The following is a 16,205-nucleotide window of genomic DNA, read 5'->3' on the forward strand; positions in this document are numbered from 1 at the left end:
ACGGCGACGCAATGTGGACAATAATAACTCTGTCGAGGGGACTCCCGTTTTTCACGCAGACGCTGTCCAAGTATGCTGCTCTTCAAGCTATAAAGAGCAAGCGCACGAATGTAACAACGGCAGACGTTGAGTCCTCAATGGATGAATTCATTGAGAACTCGGAGGTTATGTTTAAAGATGCATACCGCGATGCGACAAGAAGCAATCAGGCGAACTATTTCAAAGAGTCTCTATTAGCATGTGCGTTGGCGAAGCCCGATGACGAAGGCTGGTTCACAGCTAATGATGTTCTTGAGCCATACAGCGCGATAATGAATAAAAAAATGGCAATTGCGAACTATGAAAAGCACCTTAGAAGGTTCTCGTCACAAGACGGAGGCAATGTGCTCCAGGTTCGCGGCGGAGACCGCCAGCAGCAGTTTAGGTTTGATGACCCCATGATGCAGCCATATGTCATCATCCGGGGCATACAAACCGGAATGATACATGAGGCAGCAAAGTCTAGTCTTCTTCAGAAGGAGCAGCCTTTGCTGCCCAACGTCGACTAGCCGCCTTCCTGGCGATTGCGCTCCTTTGTTCTGCCGATAGGCGGCTTGCGCGAGCTGCGCCGCCAAGGGAGCCAGCTCGCGCCTTGCTCCTATCGGCCGGCGCGTCTTCCTCGGCCTCACCGGTGGCAAGGTCCACGATAGATTTCGCCAACTGGTTCGCGTCGCGGGGGCGTTTGGGCCTGTCTGTCATGTGGGGAATATGGACCCTCGGCCGGATTCATCCAAGCCGGTTCGGCGCTGGGCTTGAGGGGCCGATTTCAAACTGACCCACTACCGAAGCCGGCTTGTCCTTGACCGGCGGGGGCGAGTCGCTCAGGCATCAGACGCGAGAGACGGATCCGGAGAACAGGCGCGGGCTTGTTCTTGGGTGAGTCAGGAGCCCGCCGGAGGCTCCAGTCCTCGACCCTCCACGCTCCCCCCACCCATGCGCAACCCAGCCAAGCCCGCCCGCAGGGCGCCCCCGTTCCCTTCCTTCTACCCTCCTCTGGCCTCTTCCCCCGCCCCCTCCCGCGTTCGCCCCCGGTTGTGACGCCCGCCTGCGCCCGCTATCACCGCGGAACGCTGATTTCGGAGGCCCCATGCCCGTCACGCTCCGCGCCGACGCCCCGGATTTCGAGAGCCGGTTCCACGCGCTCCTGTCGCTGAAGCGGGAGTCGTCGCCCGAGGTGGACGACGTGGTGGCGGCGATCCTTCTGGATGTGCGCCAGCGCGGCGACGCGGCCGTGATCGAGGCCACCGCCCGCTTCGACCGCATGCAGCTCGCCCCCGACACGCTCGCCGTCTCCCAGGAGGAGATCGCGGTCGCCTGCGCCGCCGTCCCCCCCGAGGAGGCCCGCGCGCTGGAGATCGCCGCCGAGCGGATCGAGGCCTATCACGCCCGCCAGCGCCCCGAGGACGTCTCCTTCCAGGACCCCCACGGCGCCACGCTCGGCTGGCGCTGGACGGCGGTCGAGGCGGCGGGGCTCTATGTGCCCGGCGGGCTCGCCTCCTACCCGTCCTCGCTGCTGATGAACGCCATCCCCGCGCGTGTGGCCGGGGTCGAGCGGCTGGCGGTGTGCATGCCCACCCCCGGCGGCAAGGCCAACCCGCTGACCCTGCTCGCGGCCCGTCTCGCGGGCGTCAGCGAGGTCTGGCGGATCGGCGGCGCCCAGGCGATCGGGGCGCTGGCCTACGGCACCGACACGATTCCCGCCGTCGACAAGATCGTGGGTCCGGGCAACGCCTATGTCGCCGCGGCCAAGCGTCGGGTCTTCGGCACGGTCGGCATCGACATGATCGCCGGCCCCTCCGAGATCCTGGTGATCGCCGACGCCGCCGCCAACCCCGAGTGGGTGGCCATGGACCTGATGTCCCAGGCCGAGCACGACCCCTCGGCCCAGTCGATCCTGGTCACGGATTCGCCCGCGCTCGCGCAGGCGGTGATCGCGGCCGTCGAGCGGCTGCTCACCCGGCTCGAGCGGGCCGAGATCGCCTCGGCCTCCTGGCGCGCGAACGGCGCGGTGATCCTGGTGCGCGACATGGAGGAGGCCGCCGCGATCTCCGACCGCATCGCGCCCGAGCATCTCGAGATCGTCACCGCCGACCCTGACGCGGTCGCGGCCCGCGTGCGCCACGCCGGCGCGATCTTTCTGGGCGCCTTCACCCCCGAGGCGATCGGCGACTATGTCGGGGGCCCCAATCACGTGCTGCCCACCGCCCGCTCGGCGCGGTTCTCCTCCGGTCTCTCGGTGCTCGACTTCATGAAGCGCACCACGATCGCCCGGATGACCCCCGGGGCGCTCGCGGCCATCGGTCCGGCCGCCGAGACGCTGGCCCGCTCCGAGAGCCTGGAGGCCCACGCCCTTTCGGTGAGCCTGCGCCTCGAGGCGCTCAACGAGGAGCCGCGCGAATGACCCGCCTCGTCGCCGTCACCCTGGACGAGGCCGGCCTCGCCCCCCCGACCCCCGAGGTCGAGCAGGAGCGCAAGGTCGCGATCTTCGACCTGCTGGAAGAGAACGCCTTCGACGTCGAGAAGGAGGGCGTGCCGCCGGGCCCCTACCAGCTCAGCCTCGCGATCCGGGACCGGCGTCTGGTCTTCGACATCCGCACCGAGGCCGGCGACCCGGCGGCGGAGTTCCACCTCTCGCTGGGGCCGTTCCGGCAGATCATCAAGGACTATTTCGCGATCTGCGAAAGCTACTTCGATGCGGTGAAGAAGCTGCCCCCGAGCCAGATCGAGGCGATCGACATGGGCCGGCGCGGCATCCACAACGAGGGGGCGCGGATCCTCGAGGAACGGCTCGAGGGCAAGGCGGCGGTCGACTCCGACACCGCGCGGCGCCTGTTCACGCTGGTCTGCGTCCTGCACTTCCGCGGCTGAGGGCGAGCGCTTGGCAGAGTTTCCCGCCTCGATCCTGTTCTGCTGCGATCACAACGCGGTGCGCTCGCCCATGGCCGAGGGGATGATGAAGAAGCTGCACGGCGCGCGGGTCTTCGTGCAGTCGGCGGGCGTCAAGCACGACATGAACGTGGATCCGTTCGCGGTGGCCGCCTGCGCCGAGATCGGCGTCGAGCTGACCGCCCACAAGGTTCGCAGCTTCGAGGATCTGGCGATGGGCGGCGACCAGATCGACAGCTACGAGCTGATCGTGGCCCTCTCGCCCGCCGCCCAGCGCGCCGCCCTCGACCAGACCCGCTGGTTCGCCACCGAAGTGCGCTACTGGCCCACCCTCGACCCCACCGGGATCGGCCAGACCCGCGAGCAGAAGATCGACGCCTACCGGCAGGCCCGCGACCAGATCCTGTCCAACCTGCGCCGGGAGTTTCCCGCCTTCTGAGGCGGGAGAGGGAGCGGAGAGCAGGCGCCCTGCGGGCGGGCCTGGCCGGGTCGCGTGCGGGGGCGGGGGCGCGCGGGAGGCGCAGGACGGGAGCCTCCGGCGGGCTCCTGACTCACCAAAGAACAGGCGCTTTGCGAGCCGTGTTCGGGCGTTGCGCCGGCGCCTGGAGAGGACGCGGGGGACCGGTCGGGGCGGCGCGCAAAGCGACGCGCCCCGCGTTCGGCGGGGCGCGCCTCTTCCTGGCAGGGGCGGCGATGGGCGCGAGGGGTCGACGCCCGGCCGGCCGCTGGGGAGGCTCGGGTGAGAAGCCTCCAGGTTCACGGTGACGCCGGGGCGGCGGGCCTTCAGGCCTCGCCCCGGCGCGCGGAGCTTCCCTGCCGGGAAACCTCAGCCCTGCTTACGAAGGGTCGACGGCGCGCAGTTCCATCGACTCGAGGCCGACGGCCAGGCCGTAGCCTTCCTTGCCCGACACCGACAGCGGCTGCAGCGAGATCGCGTCGCTCTCGCCGCCGACCAGCACGCGCACGCCGGCGCCGTACTTGACCGACACGTCAGCCGACGCGCCCACATACTCGCCGTCCATCATCGTGGGGTTGAACTTCTCCTGCGTGGTCAGCACGCCCCACTTGATCACCTCCTGGTCGGTGGTCGACAGATCCACGCCCCATTTGGTGATGTTGGCGACATAGGTCCCGTCGAAGGCGTCGTCCTGCGCGTCGAGCGTGCACATGTACTCGGTCTTGGCGCGGATGATGTCGTTGTCCTTGGCGGTCAGGTCGCAGGTCAGCACGCCCACTTCCACGGCCGCCTCGCGCTCATTGGCCTGGCCAGCCGCCAAGGCGGGGCCGGCGAGCGCGGCGCTCAGGGCGAGGGCGGAAAGGCCGGCGATCTTGCGGTTGATCATGATGTCCTCCGTTCGTTGTTCGAGCGCGCCGCTCGGAGCGTCGCGCCTCGGGCCAAGAGATGGGCGGTCCGCCGCGCCCTTCAACTCGGTTCGCAACAACACCCCGACTTCGCCCCGATTGGGGCGCGCGTGCCGCAATTGGCCGACCCCGCGCCGCACGACTTGGCAGGCGCACGCCCCGTCTTCGCGCGCCAACGCCGACAACGCGCCCGCGGCGGCGGGGACGGTGCGCCCGCGGCGGCGGGGACGCTGCGCCCGCGCAGGCGGGGCCGCGCGCGCGGAGGCGGGGCGCGACTCATCCGGGGCGCCTTGAAATCCGCCGCGCGCGGCGCCATACCCCCGGCACGCGACGCGCCCGGCGCGCCGTGGCGATCCCTGTTTGCTGCTCCGGAGATGGCATGGCCAAGGAAGAGACTCTCGAATTTCCCGGGGTCGTTGTCGAACTTCTGCCCAACGCGACCTTTCGGGTGAAGCTCGAGAACGGCCATGAGATCATCGCCCACACCGCGGGCAAGATGCGCAAGAACCGCATCCGCGTGCTGGCGGGCGACAAGGTCCAGGTGGAGATGACGCCCTACGACCTGACCAAGGGCCGCATCACCTACCGTTTCAAGTAACCCGATGACCGCCGACCCCGCCCCTGCGCCGCAGGCGCTCGGCGCGGACGGGCCGGCGGAGATCCCGCGCGCCGGGCCGCGCCTGGTGCTCGGCTCCGCCTCGCCGCGCCGGCTGTCGCTGCTCGCCTCGATCGGGGTCGTCCCCGACGCGGTGATCCCCGCCGACATCGACGAAACGCCCCACAGGGACGAGGAGCCTCGCCCCTACGCCCTGCGCCTCGCGCGGGAGAAGGCGCGCGCCGTGGCGGACGCCCTGCCCGACCCCGACGACGCGGTGCTCGCCGCCGACACCGTGGTCGCCGCCGGCCGGCGCATTCTGGGCAAGCCGCAGGACGCGGCCGAGGCGCACCGCTTCCTGACGCTGCTTTCCGGCCGCCGCCACCGGGTGATCACCGGCGTCGCGCTGCGCCGCCAGGGCCGGGAATGGACCCGCCGGGTCGAGACCCAGGTCCGCTTCAAGCGCCTGTCGGACGCCGAGATCTCGGCCTACCTCCGCTCGGGCGAGTGGCGCGGCAAGGCCGGGGGCTACGCCATCCAGGGCATCGGCGCCGGCTTCGTCCCCGCCATCAACGGCAGCTACACCAACGTGGTGGGCCTGCCCCTGGTCGAGGTCGCGAACCTCCTCCAGGGCGCGGGCGTGCCGGTCACCTGGGAAGGAACCCCCGCATGAAGGGCCGCGCCGTGCTGATCCTCGAGGACGAGCCCGCCTGGCCCGCCCTCGCCGCGCTGATGGTCGACGGGCGCCTGCACGACCTGATGGTCGACCCGCCCGAAACCGACCGCGCCCCGCGGCTCGAGGCCGTGCATCTCGCCCGCGTCATCCGCCGGGTCGAGGCGATCGGCGCCGTGTTCCTTGACCTCGGCGACGGGCGCGAGGGCTTCCTCAAGTCCCCCCGCAAGGCCCGCCCCGGCGAGCGTCTGCTGGTCCAGGTCGCCCGCCACGCCGAGCCCGGCAAGGCCACCCCCGTCTCCGACGAGCCGCTCTTCAAGGGCCGCTACGCCATCCTCACCCCCCATGCGCCCGGCATCAACGTCGCCCGCCGCGTGCGCGACGAGGACGAGGCCGCCCGCCTGCGCGTCATCGCCGAGGAGGCGCTGGACGAGGCCGGCCTCTCGCCCGACACCCTGGGCGAGGCCGCCCCCGGCGCCATCCTGCGTTCGGCCGCCGAGGGGGTGGACGAGGAGGCGATCCACGACGACGTCGCCGCCCTCGCCGAGCTTCTCAACGCCGCGCGCGCCGCGCAGGCCGGCGACGACGCCCCCGGCGAGATCGTGGCCGCCCCCGACGCCGTGACCCGCGCCTGGCGCGACTGGGTCGACCCCGAGCCCGACGAGGTGATCCGCGGCGACCTGCGCCTGTGGGACGACATGGGCGCGCTCGACCAGCTCGGCGCGCTGCTGCGCCCGCGCGTGGACCTCGGCGGCGAGGCCTGGATGATGGTCGAGCCGACCTCCGCCCTGACCGCGATCGACGTGAACACCGGGGGCGACTTCTCGACCGCCTCGGGGCTGAAGGCGAACCTTGCGGCGCTTGCGGATCTGCCCCGCCAGCTGCGCCTGCGCGGCCTGGGCGGCCAGATCGTGGTCGACCTCGCGCCCCTGACCAAGCGCGACCGCAAGCAGGCCGAGACCGCGATCAAGCGCGCGCTGCGCGAGGATCCGATCGACACCCAGCTCCTCGGCTGGACCCCGCTCGGCCACCTCGAGCTCACCCGCCGGCGCGAGCGTCGGCCCCTGACGGAGCTCCTGCCCCGGGACTTCGCCTGAGCCCCGCGCCGCCCGCTCCCGCGCGGCGCGCCTACCCCTATCCCCGGAACCCACGCCCCGGAACCCACGCGCCCCGCGGTGCCGCGCCCGGCTCCGAACAATGGGCGCCCCGGGCCTGACCCGGGGCCTCGCGCGGCTCGCCGCCGGCGCGCCCCTGGGACGTCCGCGCCCAGATCCGCCGCCCCTGCCCGCCGCGCCCCTGCGCGGCCTGAACCGCCCGCCGCGCGCCCTGCGCAGCCTGAACCTCCCGCGGCGCGCCCTGTGCGGCCCCCATGGCCCTTCCTCCCTCCCCGGGGGTTGCCTCCCCCCGCCGGCCGCGCGAGGCTGCGCCCGCCGCAACCGGAGCCTCTCTCATGCCCTGCCCCATCTGCCGCAAACCCGTGGCGGCCTCCTATCGTCCGTTCTGTTCCAAGCGCTGCGCCGACGTCGATCTGGCGCGCTGGCTGAACGGCGCCTACGCGATCCCCGCGGTCGAGGAGGACGACCCCGACGCCGAGGACGCGCAGCTCTTCGCCCCTCGCGACGCGCCGTCCTGAGGCGGGGGGAAAGAAAACCGCCGCAGGCTCTTGCCAGCCCCTCCGCCATTCGATATCTCCCCCCTCGCGCCGCCAGAACGGCGCCCCGCCCGGGTAGCTCAGTTGGTAGAGCAGCGGATTGAAAATCCGCGTGTCGGTGGTTCGAATCCGCCCCCGGGCACCACTTCCCCAAGCCAGATGTCCGCCGCCAGCCGTCACGTCGCGCCCGGTCCCCCGGCGCGCCACGCGGCGGAATTTCTCGCTTGCCATACATACCAACCAGTCGGTATATATTTCCCGCCCGACCCGGAGCCCCCATGACCGACGCCCCCTCCCCCGCCCGACCCCGCATCCGCCGCGGCGACGCGCGCCCGGCGCTGCTCGACGCGGCCCTCGGCGTGTTCCGCGCCAAGGGCTACGGGGGCGCCTCGGTCGACGATCTCTGCCGGGCCGCGGGGGTCACCAAGGGCGCGTTCTTCCACCACTTCCCCTCGAAGGAGGCGCTCGCCATCGCCGCCGCCGACCATTTCGGCCGCACCGCCGACGGCCTCTTCGCCGACGCCCCGTTCCGCGCCGCCCCCCGCGCCGCCGACCGCGTGCTCGGCTACGTCGCCCTGCGCGCCGCCCTGATGCAGGGCCCGATCGAGAGCTGGACCTGCTACGCCGGAACCCTGACCCAGGAGGTCTGGGCCTCCCACCCCGCAATCCGGCAGGCCGCCGCCGCCGAGATCCTCGGCCACGCCGCGCGCCTCGAGCCCGACTTCGCCGAGGCCCTTGCCGAGGCCGGCGAGGATCCCGCGCAGGCGCCCGGCCTCTCGCGCCACGTCCAGGCCGTCCTGCAGGGCGCCTTCGTGCTGGCCAAGGCCGCCGGCGACCCGGCCCCCGCGCGCGAGAGCGCGGACCACCTCCTGCGCCACCTCTCAACCCGGCTTCGCGCCGAGATCCCCCAGATCCCCTCCTCAGCCTGAGCCGGAACCCGACCGATGCCCGAGATCCTCGACGTGACCCCCTCCACCGAGCGCGAGCTGGCGATCCGCCGCCGCCTCGCGGCCCCCCGCGCCTCCGTCTGGCGCTGCTGGACCGAGGCCGCGCTGCTCGAGCCGTGGTTCTGCCCCAGGCCCTGGCGGGTCACCGACGTCTCGCTCGACGTGCGGCCCGGCGGCGCCTCCTCGATGATCATGCGCGGGCCCGACGGCGAGGCCTTCCCCAACGAGGGCGTCTACCTCGAGGTCGTCCCGCAGACCCGTCTGGTCTTCACCGACGCCTTCCGCGCCGGCTGGATGATCGCCGAGTCCCCCCTCTTCGTGGGCCTGATCGAGCTCGAGGACGACGGCGAGGGCGGCACGATCTACACCGCCCGCGCCCGCCACTTCACTGACGAGGGCAAGGCCGGCCACGAGGCGATGGGCTTTCACGAGGGCTGGGGCGCCGTCGCCGTCCAGCTTGAAGACTTCGCCGCAACCCTCTGAACCGCGGCGGAATTCCGGGCGCCCCCCCGCTCCGCGCGCCGTTGAGGTCGGATGCGAAGCGCCGCCCCGAAGTCCTTGCAGGACATGGCGCCGGCCCCTTGACCCGAGGGGCCGGCTCCGCTCCTGCTGGGGGCGAGGAGGACCGATGACGGACGTCTACGACGCGGCCACGCGCTCACGGACCATGGCGGCAGTGAAGGGGCGCGACACCTCGCCCGAGCTTCGCCTGCGTCGCGCCATGCATTCCAAGGGCTTGCGGCACCGCGTTGATGTGCGCGCCCTGCCCGGACGGCCCGATCTCGTCTACCCCCGCTTCCGGGCCGCGGTCTTCGTGCACGGCTGTTTCTGGCACCGGCATCCCGGCTGCCCGCGCGCCACCACGCCCGCCACCCGCACCGACTACTGGCTGCCGAAGTTCGAGCGCACCCGCGAACGCGACGCCCGCGCCCTGGCCGAGCTCAAGGCGCTCGGCTGGCGCGCCGCCGTGATCTGGGAATGCGCCCTCACCCCCCGCCAGACCCCCGCCACGGCCGAAACGCTCGCCGCCTGGCTGGCCACCGAAAGCCCCGCGCTGGAGCTGCCATAGCCTCGCAGCGCCAGCCCGCAACGCCTTGACCCTGCGCGCCTTCCGGCCGCCCCGAGCCGCAATGGCTTCAGGTCTGGGTCAGCGTGCGCCGCACCGCGTCGCGCCAGCCTTCGATCTTGCGGGCGCGATCGGCGTCGGGCATCGCCGGCTCGAACCGCCGGTCCAGCTCCCAGCTCTCGGCGAACTCCTCCATGCCCGGCCAGACCCCGGCCCGCGAGCCCGCCAGCCAGGCCGCCCCGAGCGCCGTGGTCTCGAGGATCCTCGGCCGGTCCACCGGCGCGTCCAGCATGTCGGCCAGAAACTGCAGCGCCCAGTCCGAGGCGGTCATCCCGCCGTCGACCCGCAGCACCGTGTCGGCCTCGCCCTCGGGCCAGTCGCGGCGCATCGCCTCGAGCAGGTCGAGCGTCTGATACCCCACGCTCTCGAGCGCCGCGCGCGCCAGCTCCGCCGGCCCCGTCGCCCGCGTCAGCCCGTGGATCGCGCCACGCGCGTCGGGGTCCCACCAGGGCGCGCCGAGCCCGGCGAAGGCCGGCACCAGATAGACCGACTGATGCGGGTCCGCAGCCTCGGCCAGCGCTTGCGTTTCAGAGGCATGGCGGATGATCTTCAACCCGTCCCTCAGCCACTGCACCACCGCGCCGGCGATGAAGATCGAACCCTCCAGCGCATAGGTCGTCTTGCCGTCGATCCGGTAGGCGATGGTCGACAGCAGCCGGTTCTCCGACAGCACCGGCCGCTCGCCGGTGTTGAGCAGCGCAAAGCAGCCCGTCCCGTAGGTCGACTTCAGCATCCCCGGCCGGAAGCACGCCTGCCCGACGGTCGCGGCCTGCTGGTCGCCGGCCACGCCCAGGATCGGGATCGGCGCGCCGAACAGATCCGCGCGCGCCATCCCGAAATCGGCATTGGAATCGCGCACTTCGGGAAGCAGGCTCTCAGGGATCCGCAACAGCCGCAGCATCTCCTCGTCCCAGCGCCCCTCATGGATGTTGTAGAGCAGCGTGCGCGAGGCGTTGGTGGCGTCGGTGGCGTGCACCTCCCCGCCCGTCAGGTTCCAGATCAGCCAGCAGTCCACCGTGCCGAAGGCGAGCTCGCCCGCCTCGGCCCGCGCCCGCAGCCCGTCCTGGTCGAGCATCCACGACAGCTTGGTGCCCGAGAAATAGGGGTCCAGCAGCAGGCCCGTGCGCTCGCGCGCCATCTGCTCGTGGCCCTGCTCCTTGAGCTCATGGGACATCTCGGCGGTGCGCCGGTCCTGCCAGACGATCGCCGGGGCCACCGCGCGGCCGGTCTTGCGGTCCCACAGCACCACCGTCTCGCGCTGGTTGGTGATGCCGATGGCCGCGATCTCGCCGGCGCGCACGCCCGCCCGCTCCATCGCCTCGCGACAGGTGGCGGCGGTGGTCGACCACAGGTCGGAGGGATCGTGCTCGACCCAGCCCGAGCGCGGAAAGTGCTGGCGGAACTCCTCCTGCCCGGTGGCGACCACGGCGCGGTCCTCGCCGAACAGGATCGCCCGCGTCGAAGTGGTTCCCTGGTCGATGGCCAGAACGTAGCCCATCGCGCGCCTCCCTGCCGTTTCTCCCCCGCCGAGACTTGCAGCCCCTCCGCCTCACGGCAACCCCGCGGCGCGGACCTGTCGCAATCCGCAGGGCCGGGCTCCGCCCCTGCGGCATCTTCGGGTTGCCTCGCCCCCGACGCGCGTCTAGGCAGACCGAAGCCCGTTTCGACCCATCCCCGCAGGAGACCCGCCCGCCCATGACCGACATCCGCGACATCCCCGGCTGGACGGTGGAGACGCTGCACGACGACCACGCCCAGGCCCTGCGCGAGACCGCGCTGCTGTATGACTCCGAGACCGAGCACCAGCGCCTGCGCGTGTTCCGCAACCCCACTTTCGGGCGGATCCTGACGCTCGACGGCGTGGTGCAGGTCACCGAGGGCGACGAGTTCATCTATCACGAGATGATGACCCACGTGCCCGTGCTCGCCCACGGCGCGGCCAAGCGGATCCTGATCATCGGCGGCGGCGACGGCGGCATGGCCCGCGAGGCGCTGCGCCACAAGGGCGTCGAGCATGTGACCATGGTCGAGATCGACGCCGGCGTGGTCGAGTTCTCGACCACCTACATGCCCGCGATCTCGGACGGGGCCTTCGACGACCCGCGCCTCGACCTGCAGATCGCCGACGGGGCCGAGTTCGTGCGCCGCGACCTGCCCGGCTACGACGTGATCATCGTCGACAGCACCGATCCCATCGGTCCGGGCGAGGTGCTGTTCACCGACACCTTCTACGGCCAGGCCCATCGCCTGCTGAACGAGGGCGGGATCCTGGTCACCCAGAACGGCGTGCCGTTCCTGCAGGGGCAGGAGCTGACCAACACGATGCGCGCCTTCAAGGCGCTGTTCGCCGACTGGACCTGCTACATGGCGACCGTGCCCACCTATGCGGGCGGGCCGATGGCCTTTGGCTGGGGCTGCAAGGGGCAGGCCCGCGCCACGCCGCTCGCCACCCTCGCCTCGCGCTTCAAGAAAGCCGACATAACCCCGCGCTACTATACCCCCGAGGTGCATGTCGCCGCCTTCGCGCTGCCCCGCTACGTGCTCGACCTGATGCCCTGAGGCCGGCCTCCCGGCTCTTGCGCGCCGGACCGGGCCGGGCGAGGCTTCCGCCGAACGGCGCACGCAAGCCGGTGCGGGAGGACGCATGGAAGGCACGGGCGACAGGATCGCCGCGACGGCCGAGCCCGGCATCGCCGGCGTCTCCGCGCTGCTGCCCGGCGCGGACCTGGCGCAGGCGGTAGGCGACGCCGGCCGCCTGCTGCTGACCCTCGATCCCCTGCTGGCCGAGATCGTCCTGCGCAGCCTTGCCGTGGCGCTTTCCGGGGCCGGGGCGGCATGCCTGATCGGGCTGCCGCTGGGGGCGATGCTGGCGCTGTCCTCGGCGCCGGGCCGCGGGGCGGCGGCGGGGGCGCTGTCGGCCCTCGCCGCCCTGCCGCCCGCCTGCGTGGGGGTCGCCGCCGGGCTGGCGCTGGCCGCGGCGCCGGCGGGGGGCGCGGCGCTGCTGGGCTCGCCCCTGGCGCTGGCCCTCGCCCAGTTCCTGCTGGCCCTGCCGGTGGTCGCCGCGCTCGCCTATGCCGCCGTCTCGGCCGAGCGCGCGACCCACGCCGCCACCCTGCGCGCGATGCGCGTCGGCCGCCTCTTCGCCCTCGCGACCCTGCTGCGCGAGGCCCGCCCCGCCCTGCTTGCCGCCGCCCTCGCGGGCCTCGCCCGCGCGCTGGGCGAGACGGGGGCGGCCCTGGCGGTCGGCGGCGCGATCCCGCGCCAGACCCAGCTGATGAGCACCGCCGCCGCCGCGGGCCCCGCGCTCCCCGATCCTTCGCGCGGGCTTGCCCTGGCGCTGGCGCTCGCCGCCGCGCTCGCGGTCCTGGCGCTCGCGCTGCACGCGGCCGCCACGCTGCTGCGCCCCCCCGCGGAGGCGCCGGCCCATGCCTGAGCCGCGCAACGTCGTCCCCTTCCCCGGCCCCCGCCGGGACCCGCGGCACGACCCCCGCGCCCCGCTGCCCGAGCCGCCGCCCGCGCTCGACTCGGTGGTGGTGCTCGACGCCGGACGCCGCCGGCTCGACGGACTGACCCTGCGCCTGCCGGGCCGCGGCCTCACCGCGCTGCTGGGCCCCCGCGGCGCGGGCAAGTCGCTGGCGTTCGAGGTGCTGGCGGGCCTCGTCGAGCCCGACGTCGGCGAGGTCCACGCCCTCGCCCCCGCCACCGCCCTGGTCCCGCGCGGCGCGGCGCTGCTGCGGCGCTCGGTGCGCGGCAACCTCGACCATGCCCTGCGCGCCGCCCGCGTCGCGCGGCGCGAGCGTCCGGGCCGGATCGAGACGCTGCTCGCCCTCGCAGGGCTCGGACCGCTTGCCGATCACCCCGCCCGCGCCCTGCCTGCGGGCGAGGCCCGCCGCCTCGCCATCGCCCGTGCGCTCGCGGCGAGCCCGCGCCTGCTGCTGGTCGACGAGCCGACCGAGGGCCTCGACCCGCGCGCCGCCGCCGGGGTCGAGGCCCTGCTGACCCAGGCGCTCGCCGAGTCGATCGAGGTGGTCATCGCCACCCCCGATCCGCTCCAGGCCACGCGCCTCGCCCGCCGCACGATCTTCATCCACCGCGGCCGCGACCACGAGACCGCCGCCACCGCCGAGCTGCTCGCGCGCCCCCACTCCGAGGCCGCGCGCGCCTGGCTGTCGGGCGCCCTCCTCGTCTGAGGGCCCGCCGGCCCGAAGTCCTCGGCAGGCGCCGGGTCTCAGGTGAGCCGAGAGCCCGCCGGAGGCTCTCCCCCTCACCCCAGGCGCACGATCTCCGCGGCCGCCGCGCCCTGCCACTCCGCCTGCGCCAGCACCACCGGCAGGTCGTCGCGATCCATCCGCTCGGCCGACCGCGCCGCGGCCCAGGCCGCCCCGGCCGCCCGCGCCGCGGCCCCGGGCGCGCCAGACCCCTTCAACAGTCCCGCCAGCACCAGCGCCGCCACGAAATCCCCCGCCCCGTTCAGCGCCCGCCCCACCCGCGGCGTGCTCGACAGCCAGGCGCCGTCCCCGGTTGCGGTCAGCAGCCCCACGCCGCCCTCGACCGGCGTCGAGGTCACGATCACCGTGCGCGGCCCCAGCGCCCGCAGCGCCTCCGCCGCCGCCCGGATCTCGTCGAGCGAGCCCACCGGGCGCCCCGTCAGCCAGCCCAGCTCGAACCGGTTCGGGATCGCGACGTCGGCCAGCGGCAGCAGCCGCGCGCGATAGATCTCGCCAACCTCGGCGGGCAGATACAGCCCCGGCCCGTCGTCCCCCAGCACCGGATCGCACAGGTAGAGCGTTCCGGGGCGGGCCGCCTTGGCCGTCTCCACCAGCCCCGCCACCGCCTGCGCGCCCTCGGCCGCGCCGGGATAGCCGGTCAGGACCCCCTCGCACGCGCCCGGCACGCCGGCCGCCGCCAGCCCGCGTCCCAGCGCCGCGATCTCCGCGCCCGGCAGCCGGCGGCCCTGCACCCCCGGCGTCGCCGCGTGACCCGAGAGCACCACGGTGGGCACGCAGACCACCTCGATCCCCTCCGCGGCCAGCGCGAAGGCCGAGGCGCCATGACCCACATGCCCCGCCGCCACCAGCGACTGGATCGACAGCACCCGGCTCATCGGCTCGCCGCGCCGCGCATCCCGCGCCAGCCCCCCTCCGGGCGAGCCGACCGGCCCGCGCCGCCGCGCGGCTCGCCTGCCGCGTCCGCCTCCCGCTCTCGCGCCACCTCGCCTCCTCGCGTGCTTTCGACCGGCGCCCGGCTTGTCCGGTCCGCCCTTGCGCCCCATAAGGAGGGCTCTCGCCCGCCCCCGCAACCTCTCCCGCATCCAAGGAGCCGCCCGCTCGTGACCCCCGATCCGCGAACCGCCGCCGACGTCCTCGTCCAGGGCGCCCCGTTCGCAGACCAAACGTCCGCGGCGACCGCCCCCCAGGCGCTGGACCGCCTCGCCCAGGTTGGCGGCGGCGGCGGCGCGACCGCCTCCGACGCGCTCGCCCAGGGCGCGGCCGGCCTCGGCGGCCTGACCGGCGAGGCGATCTGGATCGGCGCCGGCATCGTGGTGCTGCTGTTCGTCTCGGCCTTCTTCTCGGGTTCCGAGACCGCGCTGACCGCCGCCTCGCGCGCCAAGCTGCACGGCATGGCCGACCGCGGATCGAAGGGCGCGCAGGCCGCGCTGAACGTGAAGGAGGACGGCGAGCGGCTGATCGGCGCGATCCTGGTGGGCAACAACATCGCCAACATCCTCGGGACCGCGCTGGCGACCTCGCTGTTCACCCTGCTGGTGGGGCCCAACGGCATCGCGGTCGCAACCGTGGCGATGACCGCCATGGTGGTGATCTTCTCCGAGATCGCGCCCAAGAACTACGCCTATTCCAACCCCGAACGCGCCGCCGTCTTCGTCGCCCGCCCGATCGCGGTGGTGGTGCGCCTGCTCGCCCCCGTGGTCACCACGGTGACCCGCGGCGTGCGCCTGTTCCTGCGCCTGTTCGGCGTGCGCATGGACCCCGAGGCCCACGCGCTCGCGCTCGACGAGATCCGGGGCATGGTCGACCTGCACCACTCCGAAGGGGCGGTGGAGAAGGCCGAGCGCGACCGCCTGCTCGCCGCCCTCGACCTGCGCGAGCGGGAGGTGGCCGAGGTGATGCGCCACCGCCGCAACATCGAGACCATCGACGCGTCCCTGCCGCCGGGCGAGATCCTCGACTTCTGCCTGAAGTCCGCCCACACCCGCATTCCCCTGTGGCGCGACGAGCCCGAGAACATCGTCGGCGTGATCCACGCCAAGGACCTGTTGCGCGCCGTGCACAGCGTGACCACGGACGCGCAGGGGGGCTGGGGCTCGCTCGACCGGCTCGACGTGGTCGAGGTGGCGATGGAGCCGTGGTTCGTGCCCGACACCACCTCGCTCGACGAGCAGTTGCGCGCCTTCCTCACCCGCCGCTCACATTTCGCGCTGGTGGTGGACGAATACGGCGACCTCCAGGGGCTGATCACGCTCGAGGACATCCTCGAGGAGATCGTGGGCGATATCGCCGACGAGCATGACGCGGAGGTGGAGGGCCTGACCCGGCTTCCCGACGGCGCGCTGATCGTCAACGGCGCCACCACAATCCGCGACTTCATGCGCGCGACCGACTGGAGCCTGCCCGACGACGAGGCCAACACGATCGCGGGCCTGGTGATCCACGAAGCCCAGGCGATCCCCTCGGCCGGCCAGATCTTCTCATTCCACGGCTTCCGCTTCGAGGTCCTGGAACGGCGGCGGAACCAGATCACCCGGCTGAAGGTGAAGAAGCTCTAGCGGTCGCGCCAAGACGGCAGGGAGCGGACTACAGGCGCCCTGCGGGCGGGCTTGGCTGTCGGGCGCCCGGGGGCTGGGGTTGCGTCCGAATTCCGGCGGGGGGCGCCTCCGGCGGGCTCCTGACTCACCCAAGAACAAGCCC

Annotated in this window: 18 protein-coding genes and 1 tRNA gene; 16 read left to right on the forward strand and 3 right to left on the reverse strand. The window is 72.9% G+C overall.

Annotated elements, in window-relative coordinates; all coding sequences use genetic code 11:
- The 4 genes from AAC134_RS21770 to AAC134_RS21785 all read left to right on the forward strand — a co-directional run.
- Nucleotides 1–548, forward strand: a 548-nt coding sequence (locus AAC134_RS21770; protein ID WP_339951534.1) for a hypothetical protein, incomplete at its 5' end; no start/stop codon positions are given.
- Between the two features lie 578 nt (nt 549–1,126).
- Nucleotides 1,127–2,440 (forward strand): histidinol dehydrogenase, encoded by a 1,314-nt coding sequence (gene hisD / locus AAC134_RS21775; RefSeq protein ID WP_339951536.1) that lies wholly within the window; start codon nt 1,127–1,129, stop codon nt 2,438–2,440.
- The gene (locus AAC134_RS21780; protein ID WP_339951538.1) at nt 2,437–2,907 is read left to right on the forward strand and encodes a UPF0262 family protein; all 471 of its coding nucleotides are present in this window, start codon (nt 2,437–2,439) and stop codon (nt 2,905–2,907) included. The genes hisD and AAC134_RS21780 overlap by 4 nt, the downstream gene beginning before the upstream one ends.
- A gap of 10 nt (nt 2,908–2,917) precedes the next feature.
- Nucleotides 2,918–3,364 carry a low molecular weight phosphatase family protein gene (locus AAC134_RS21785; RefSeq protein ID WP_339951540.1) on the forward strand — a complete coding sequence of 149 codons (447 nt, stop codon included), beginning with the start codon at nt 2,918–2,920 and terminating at the stop codon, nt 3,362–3,364.
- Between the two features lie 397 nt (nt 3,365–3,761).
- On the opposite strand, the gene AAC134_RS21790 is transcribed toward AAC134_RS21785, so the two are convergent.
- Entirely contained in the window at nt 3,762–4,268 is a 507-nt protein-coding gene (locus AAC134_RS21790) for a DUF992 domain-containing protein (RefSeq protein WP_339951542.1), read from the reverse strand.
- 398 nt (nt 4,269–4,666) lie between these two features.
- Between AAC134_RS21790 and infA the strand changes: the two genes are divergently transcribed.
- The 8 genes from infA (at nt 4,667) to AAC134_RS21830 (ending at nt 9,222) form a co-directional block, all read left to right on the forward strand.
- Complete coding sequence (gene infA, locus AAC134_RS21795; RefSeq protein ID WP_092679644.1) at nt 4,667–4,885, forward strand: translation initiation factor IF-1; 219 nt, start codon at nt 4,667–4,669, stop codon at nt 4,883–4,885.
- A 4-nt stretch (nt 4,886–4,889) separates the two neighbouring features.
- Nucleotides 4,890–5,555 (forward strand): nucleoside triphosphate pyrophosphatase, encoded by a 666-nt coding sequence (locus AAC134_RS21800; RefSeq protein ID WP_339951548.1) that lies wholly within the window; start codon nt 4,890–4,892, stop codon nt 5,553–5,555.
- Nucleotides 5,552–6,652, forward strand: coding sequence for a ribonuclease E/G (locus AAC134_RS21805; protein ID WP_339951550.1), 1,101 nt, complete (start codon nt 5,552–5,554; stop codon nt 6,650–6,652). Before AAC134_RS21800 ends, AAC134_RS21805 begins: the two co-directional genes overlap by 4 nt.
- A 353-nt stretch (nt 6,653–7,005) precedes the next feature.
- Nucleotides 7,006–7,188 (forward strand): DNA gyrase inhibitor YacG, encoded by a 183-nt coding sequence (yacG, locus tag AAC134_RS21810; RefSeq protein WP_339951552.1) that lies wholly within the window; start codon nt 7,006–7,008, stop codon nt 7,186–7,188.
- A gap of 87 nt (nt 7,189–7,275) precedes the next feature.
- A tRNA-Phe gene (locus AAC134_RS21815) sits at nt 7,276–7,351 on the forward strand.
- A gap of 133 nt (nt 7,352–7,484) precedes the next feature.
- On the forward strand, nt 7,485–8,135 hold the full coding sequence (locus AAC134_RS21820) for a TetR/AcrR family transcriptional regulator (protein ID WP_339951554.1): 651 nt from the start codon (nt 7,485–7,487) through the stop codon (nt 8,133–8,135).
- A 15-nt stretch (nt 8,136–8,150) separates the two neighbouring features.
- On the forward strand, nt 8,151–8,636 hold the full coding sequence (locus tag AAC134_RS21825) for an SRPBCC family protein (RefSeq protein ID WP_339951556.1): 486 nt from the start codon (nt 8,151–8,153) through the stop codon (nt 8,634–8,636).
- Between the two features lie 145 nt (nt 8,637–8,781).
- Nucleotides 8,782–9,222: a very short patch repair endonuclease gene (locus AAC134_RS21830; protein ID WP_339951558.1), complete on the forward strand. Its 441-nt coding sequence runs from the start codon at nt 8,782–8,784 to the stop codon at nt 9,220–9,222.
- Between the two features lie 67 nt (nt 9,223–9,289).
- Here AAC134_RS21830 and glpK read toward each other — a convergent pair whose 3' ends face one another.
- Entirely contained in the window at nt 9,290–10,777 is a 1,488-nt protein-coding gene (gene glpK / locus AAC134_RS21835; RefSeq protein ID WP_339951560.1) for a glycerol kinase GlpK, read from the reverse strand.
- A 197-nt stretch (nt 10,778–10,974) separates the two neighbouring features.
- Here glpK and speE point away from each other — a divergent pair, with 197 nt between their 5' ends.
- The 3 genes from speE to AAC134_RS21850 all read left to right on the forward strand — a co-directional run bounded on the left by speE (nt 10,975) and on the right by AAC134_RS21850 (nt 13,469).
- Nucleotides 10,975–11,838, forward strand: a complete 864-nt coding sequence (speE, locus tag AAC134_RS21840) for a polyamine aminopropyltransferase (RefSeq protein WP_339951562.1) — start codon at nt 10,975–10,977, stop codon at nt 11,836–11,838.
- An 85-nt stretch (nt 11,839–11,923) separates the two neighbouring features.
- A complete protein-coding gene (locus AAC134_RS21845; protein ID WP_339951564.1) occupies nt 11,924–12,712 on the forward strand; it encodes an ABC transporter permease in 789 nt (262 codons plus the stop codon).
- Complete coding sequence (locus AAC134_RS21850; protein WP_339951566.1) at nt 12,705–13,469, forward strand: ATP-binding cassette domain-containing protein; 765 nt, start codon at nt 12,705–12,707, stop codon at nt 13,467–13,469. The genes AAC134_RS21845 and AAC134_RS21850 overlap by 8 nt, the downstream gene beginning before the upstream one ends.
- Before the next feature lie 74 nt (nt 13,470–13,543).
- On the opposite strand, the gene pdxY is transcribed toward AAC134_RS21850, so the two are convergent.
- Nucleotides 13,544–14,383, reverse strand: coding sequence for a pyridoxal kinase (gene pdxY, locus AAC134_RS21855; RefSeq protein ID WP_339951568.1), 840 nt, complete (start codon nt 14,381–14,383; stop codon nt 13,544–13,546).
- A gap of 399 nt (nt 14,384–14,782) precedes the next feature.
- Between pdxY and AAC134_RS21860 the strand changes: the two genes are divergently transcribed.
- Nucleotides 14,783–16,063, forward strand: a complete 1,281-nt coding sequence (locus AAC134_RS21860) for an HlyC/CorC family transporter (protein ID WP_339951570.1) — start codon at nt 14,783–14,785, stop codon at nt 16,061–16,063.
- Nucleotides 16,064–16,205: the final 142 nt, after the last annotated feature.

Source organism: uncultured Albimonas sp., from assembly GCF_963977235.1.
Taxonomy (GTDB): domain Bacteria; phylum Pseudomonadota; class Alphaproteobacteria; order Rhodobacterales; family Rhodobacteraceae; genus Albimonas.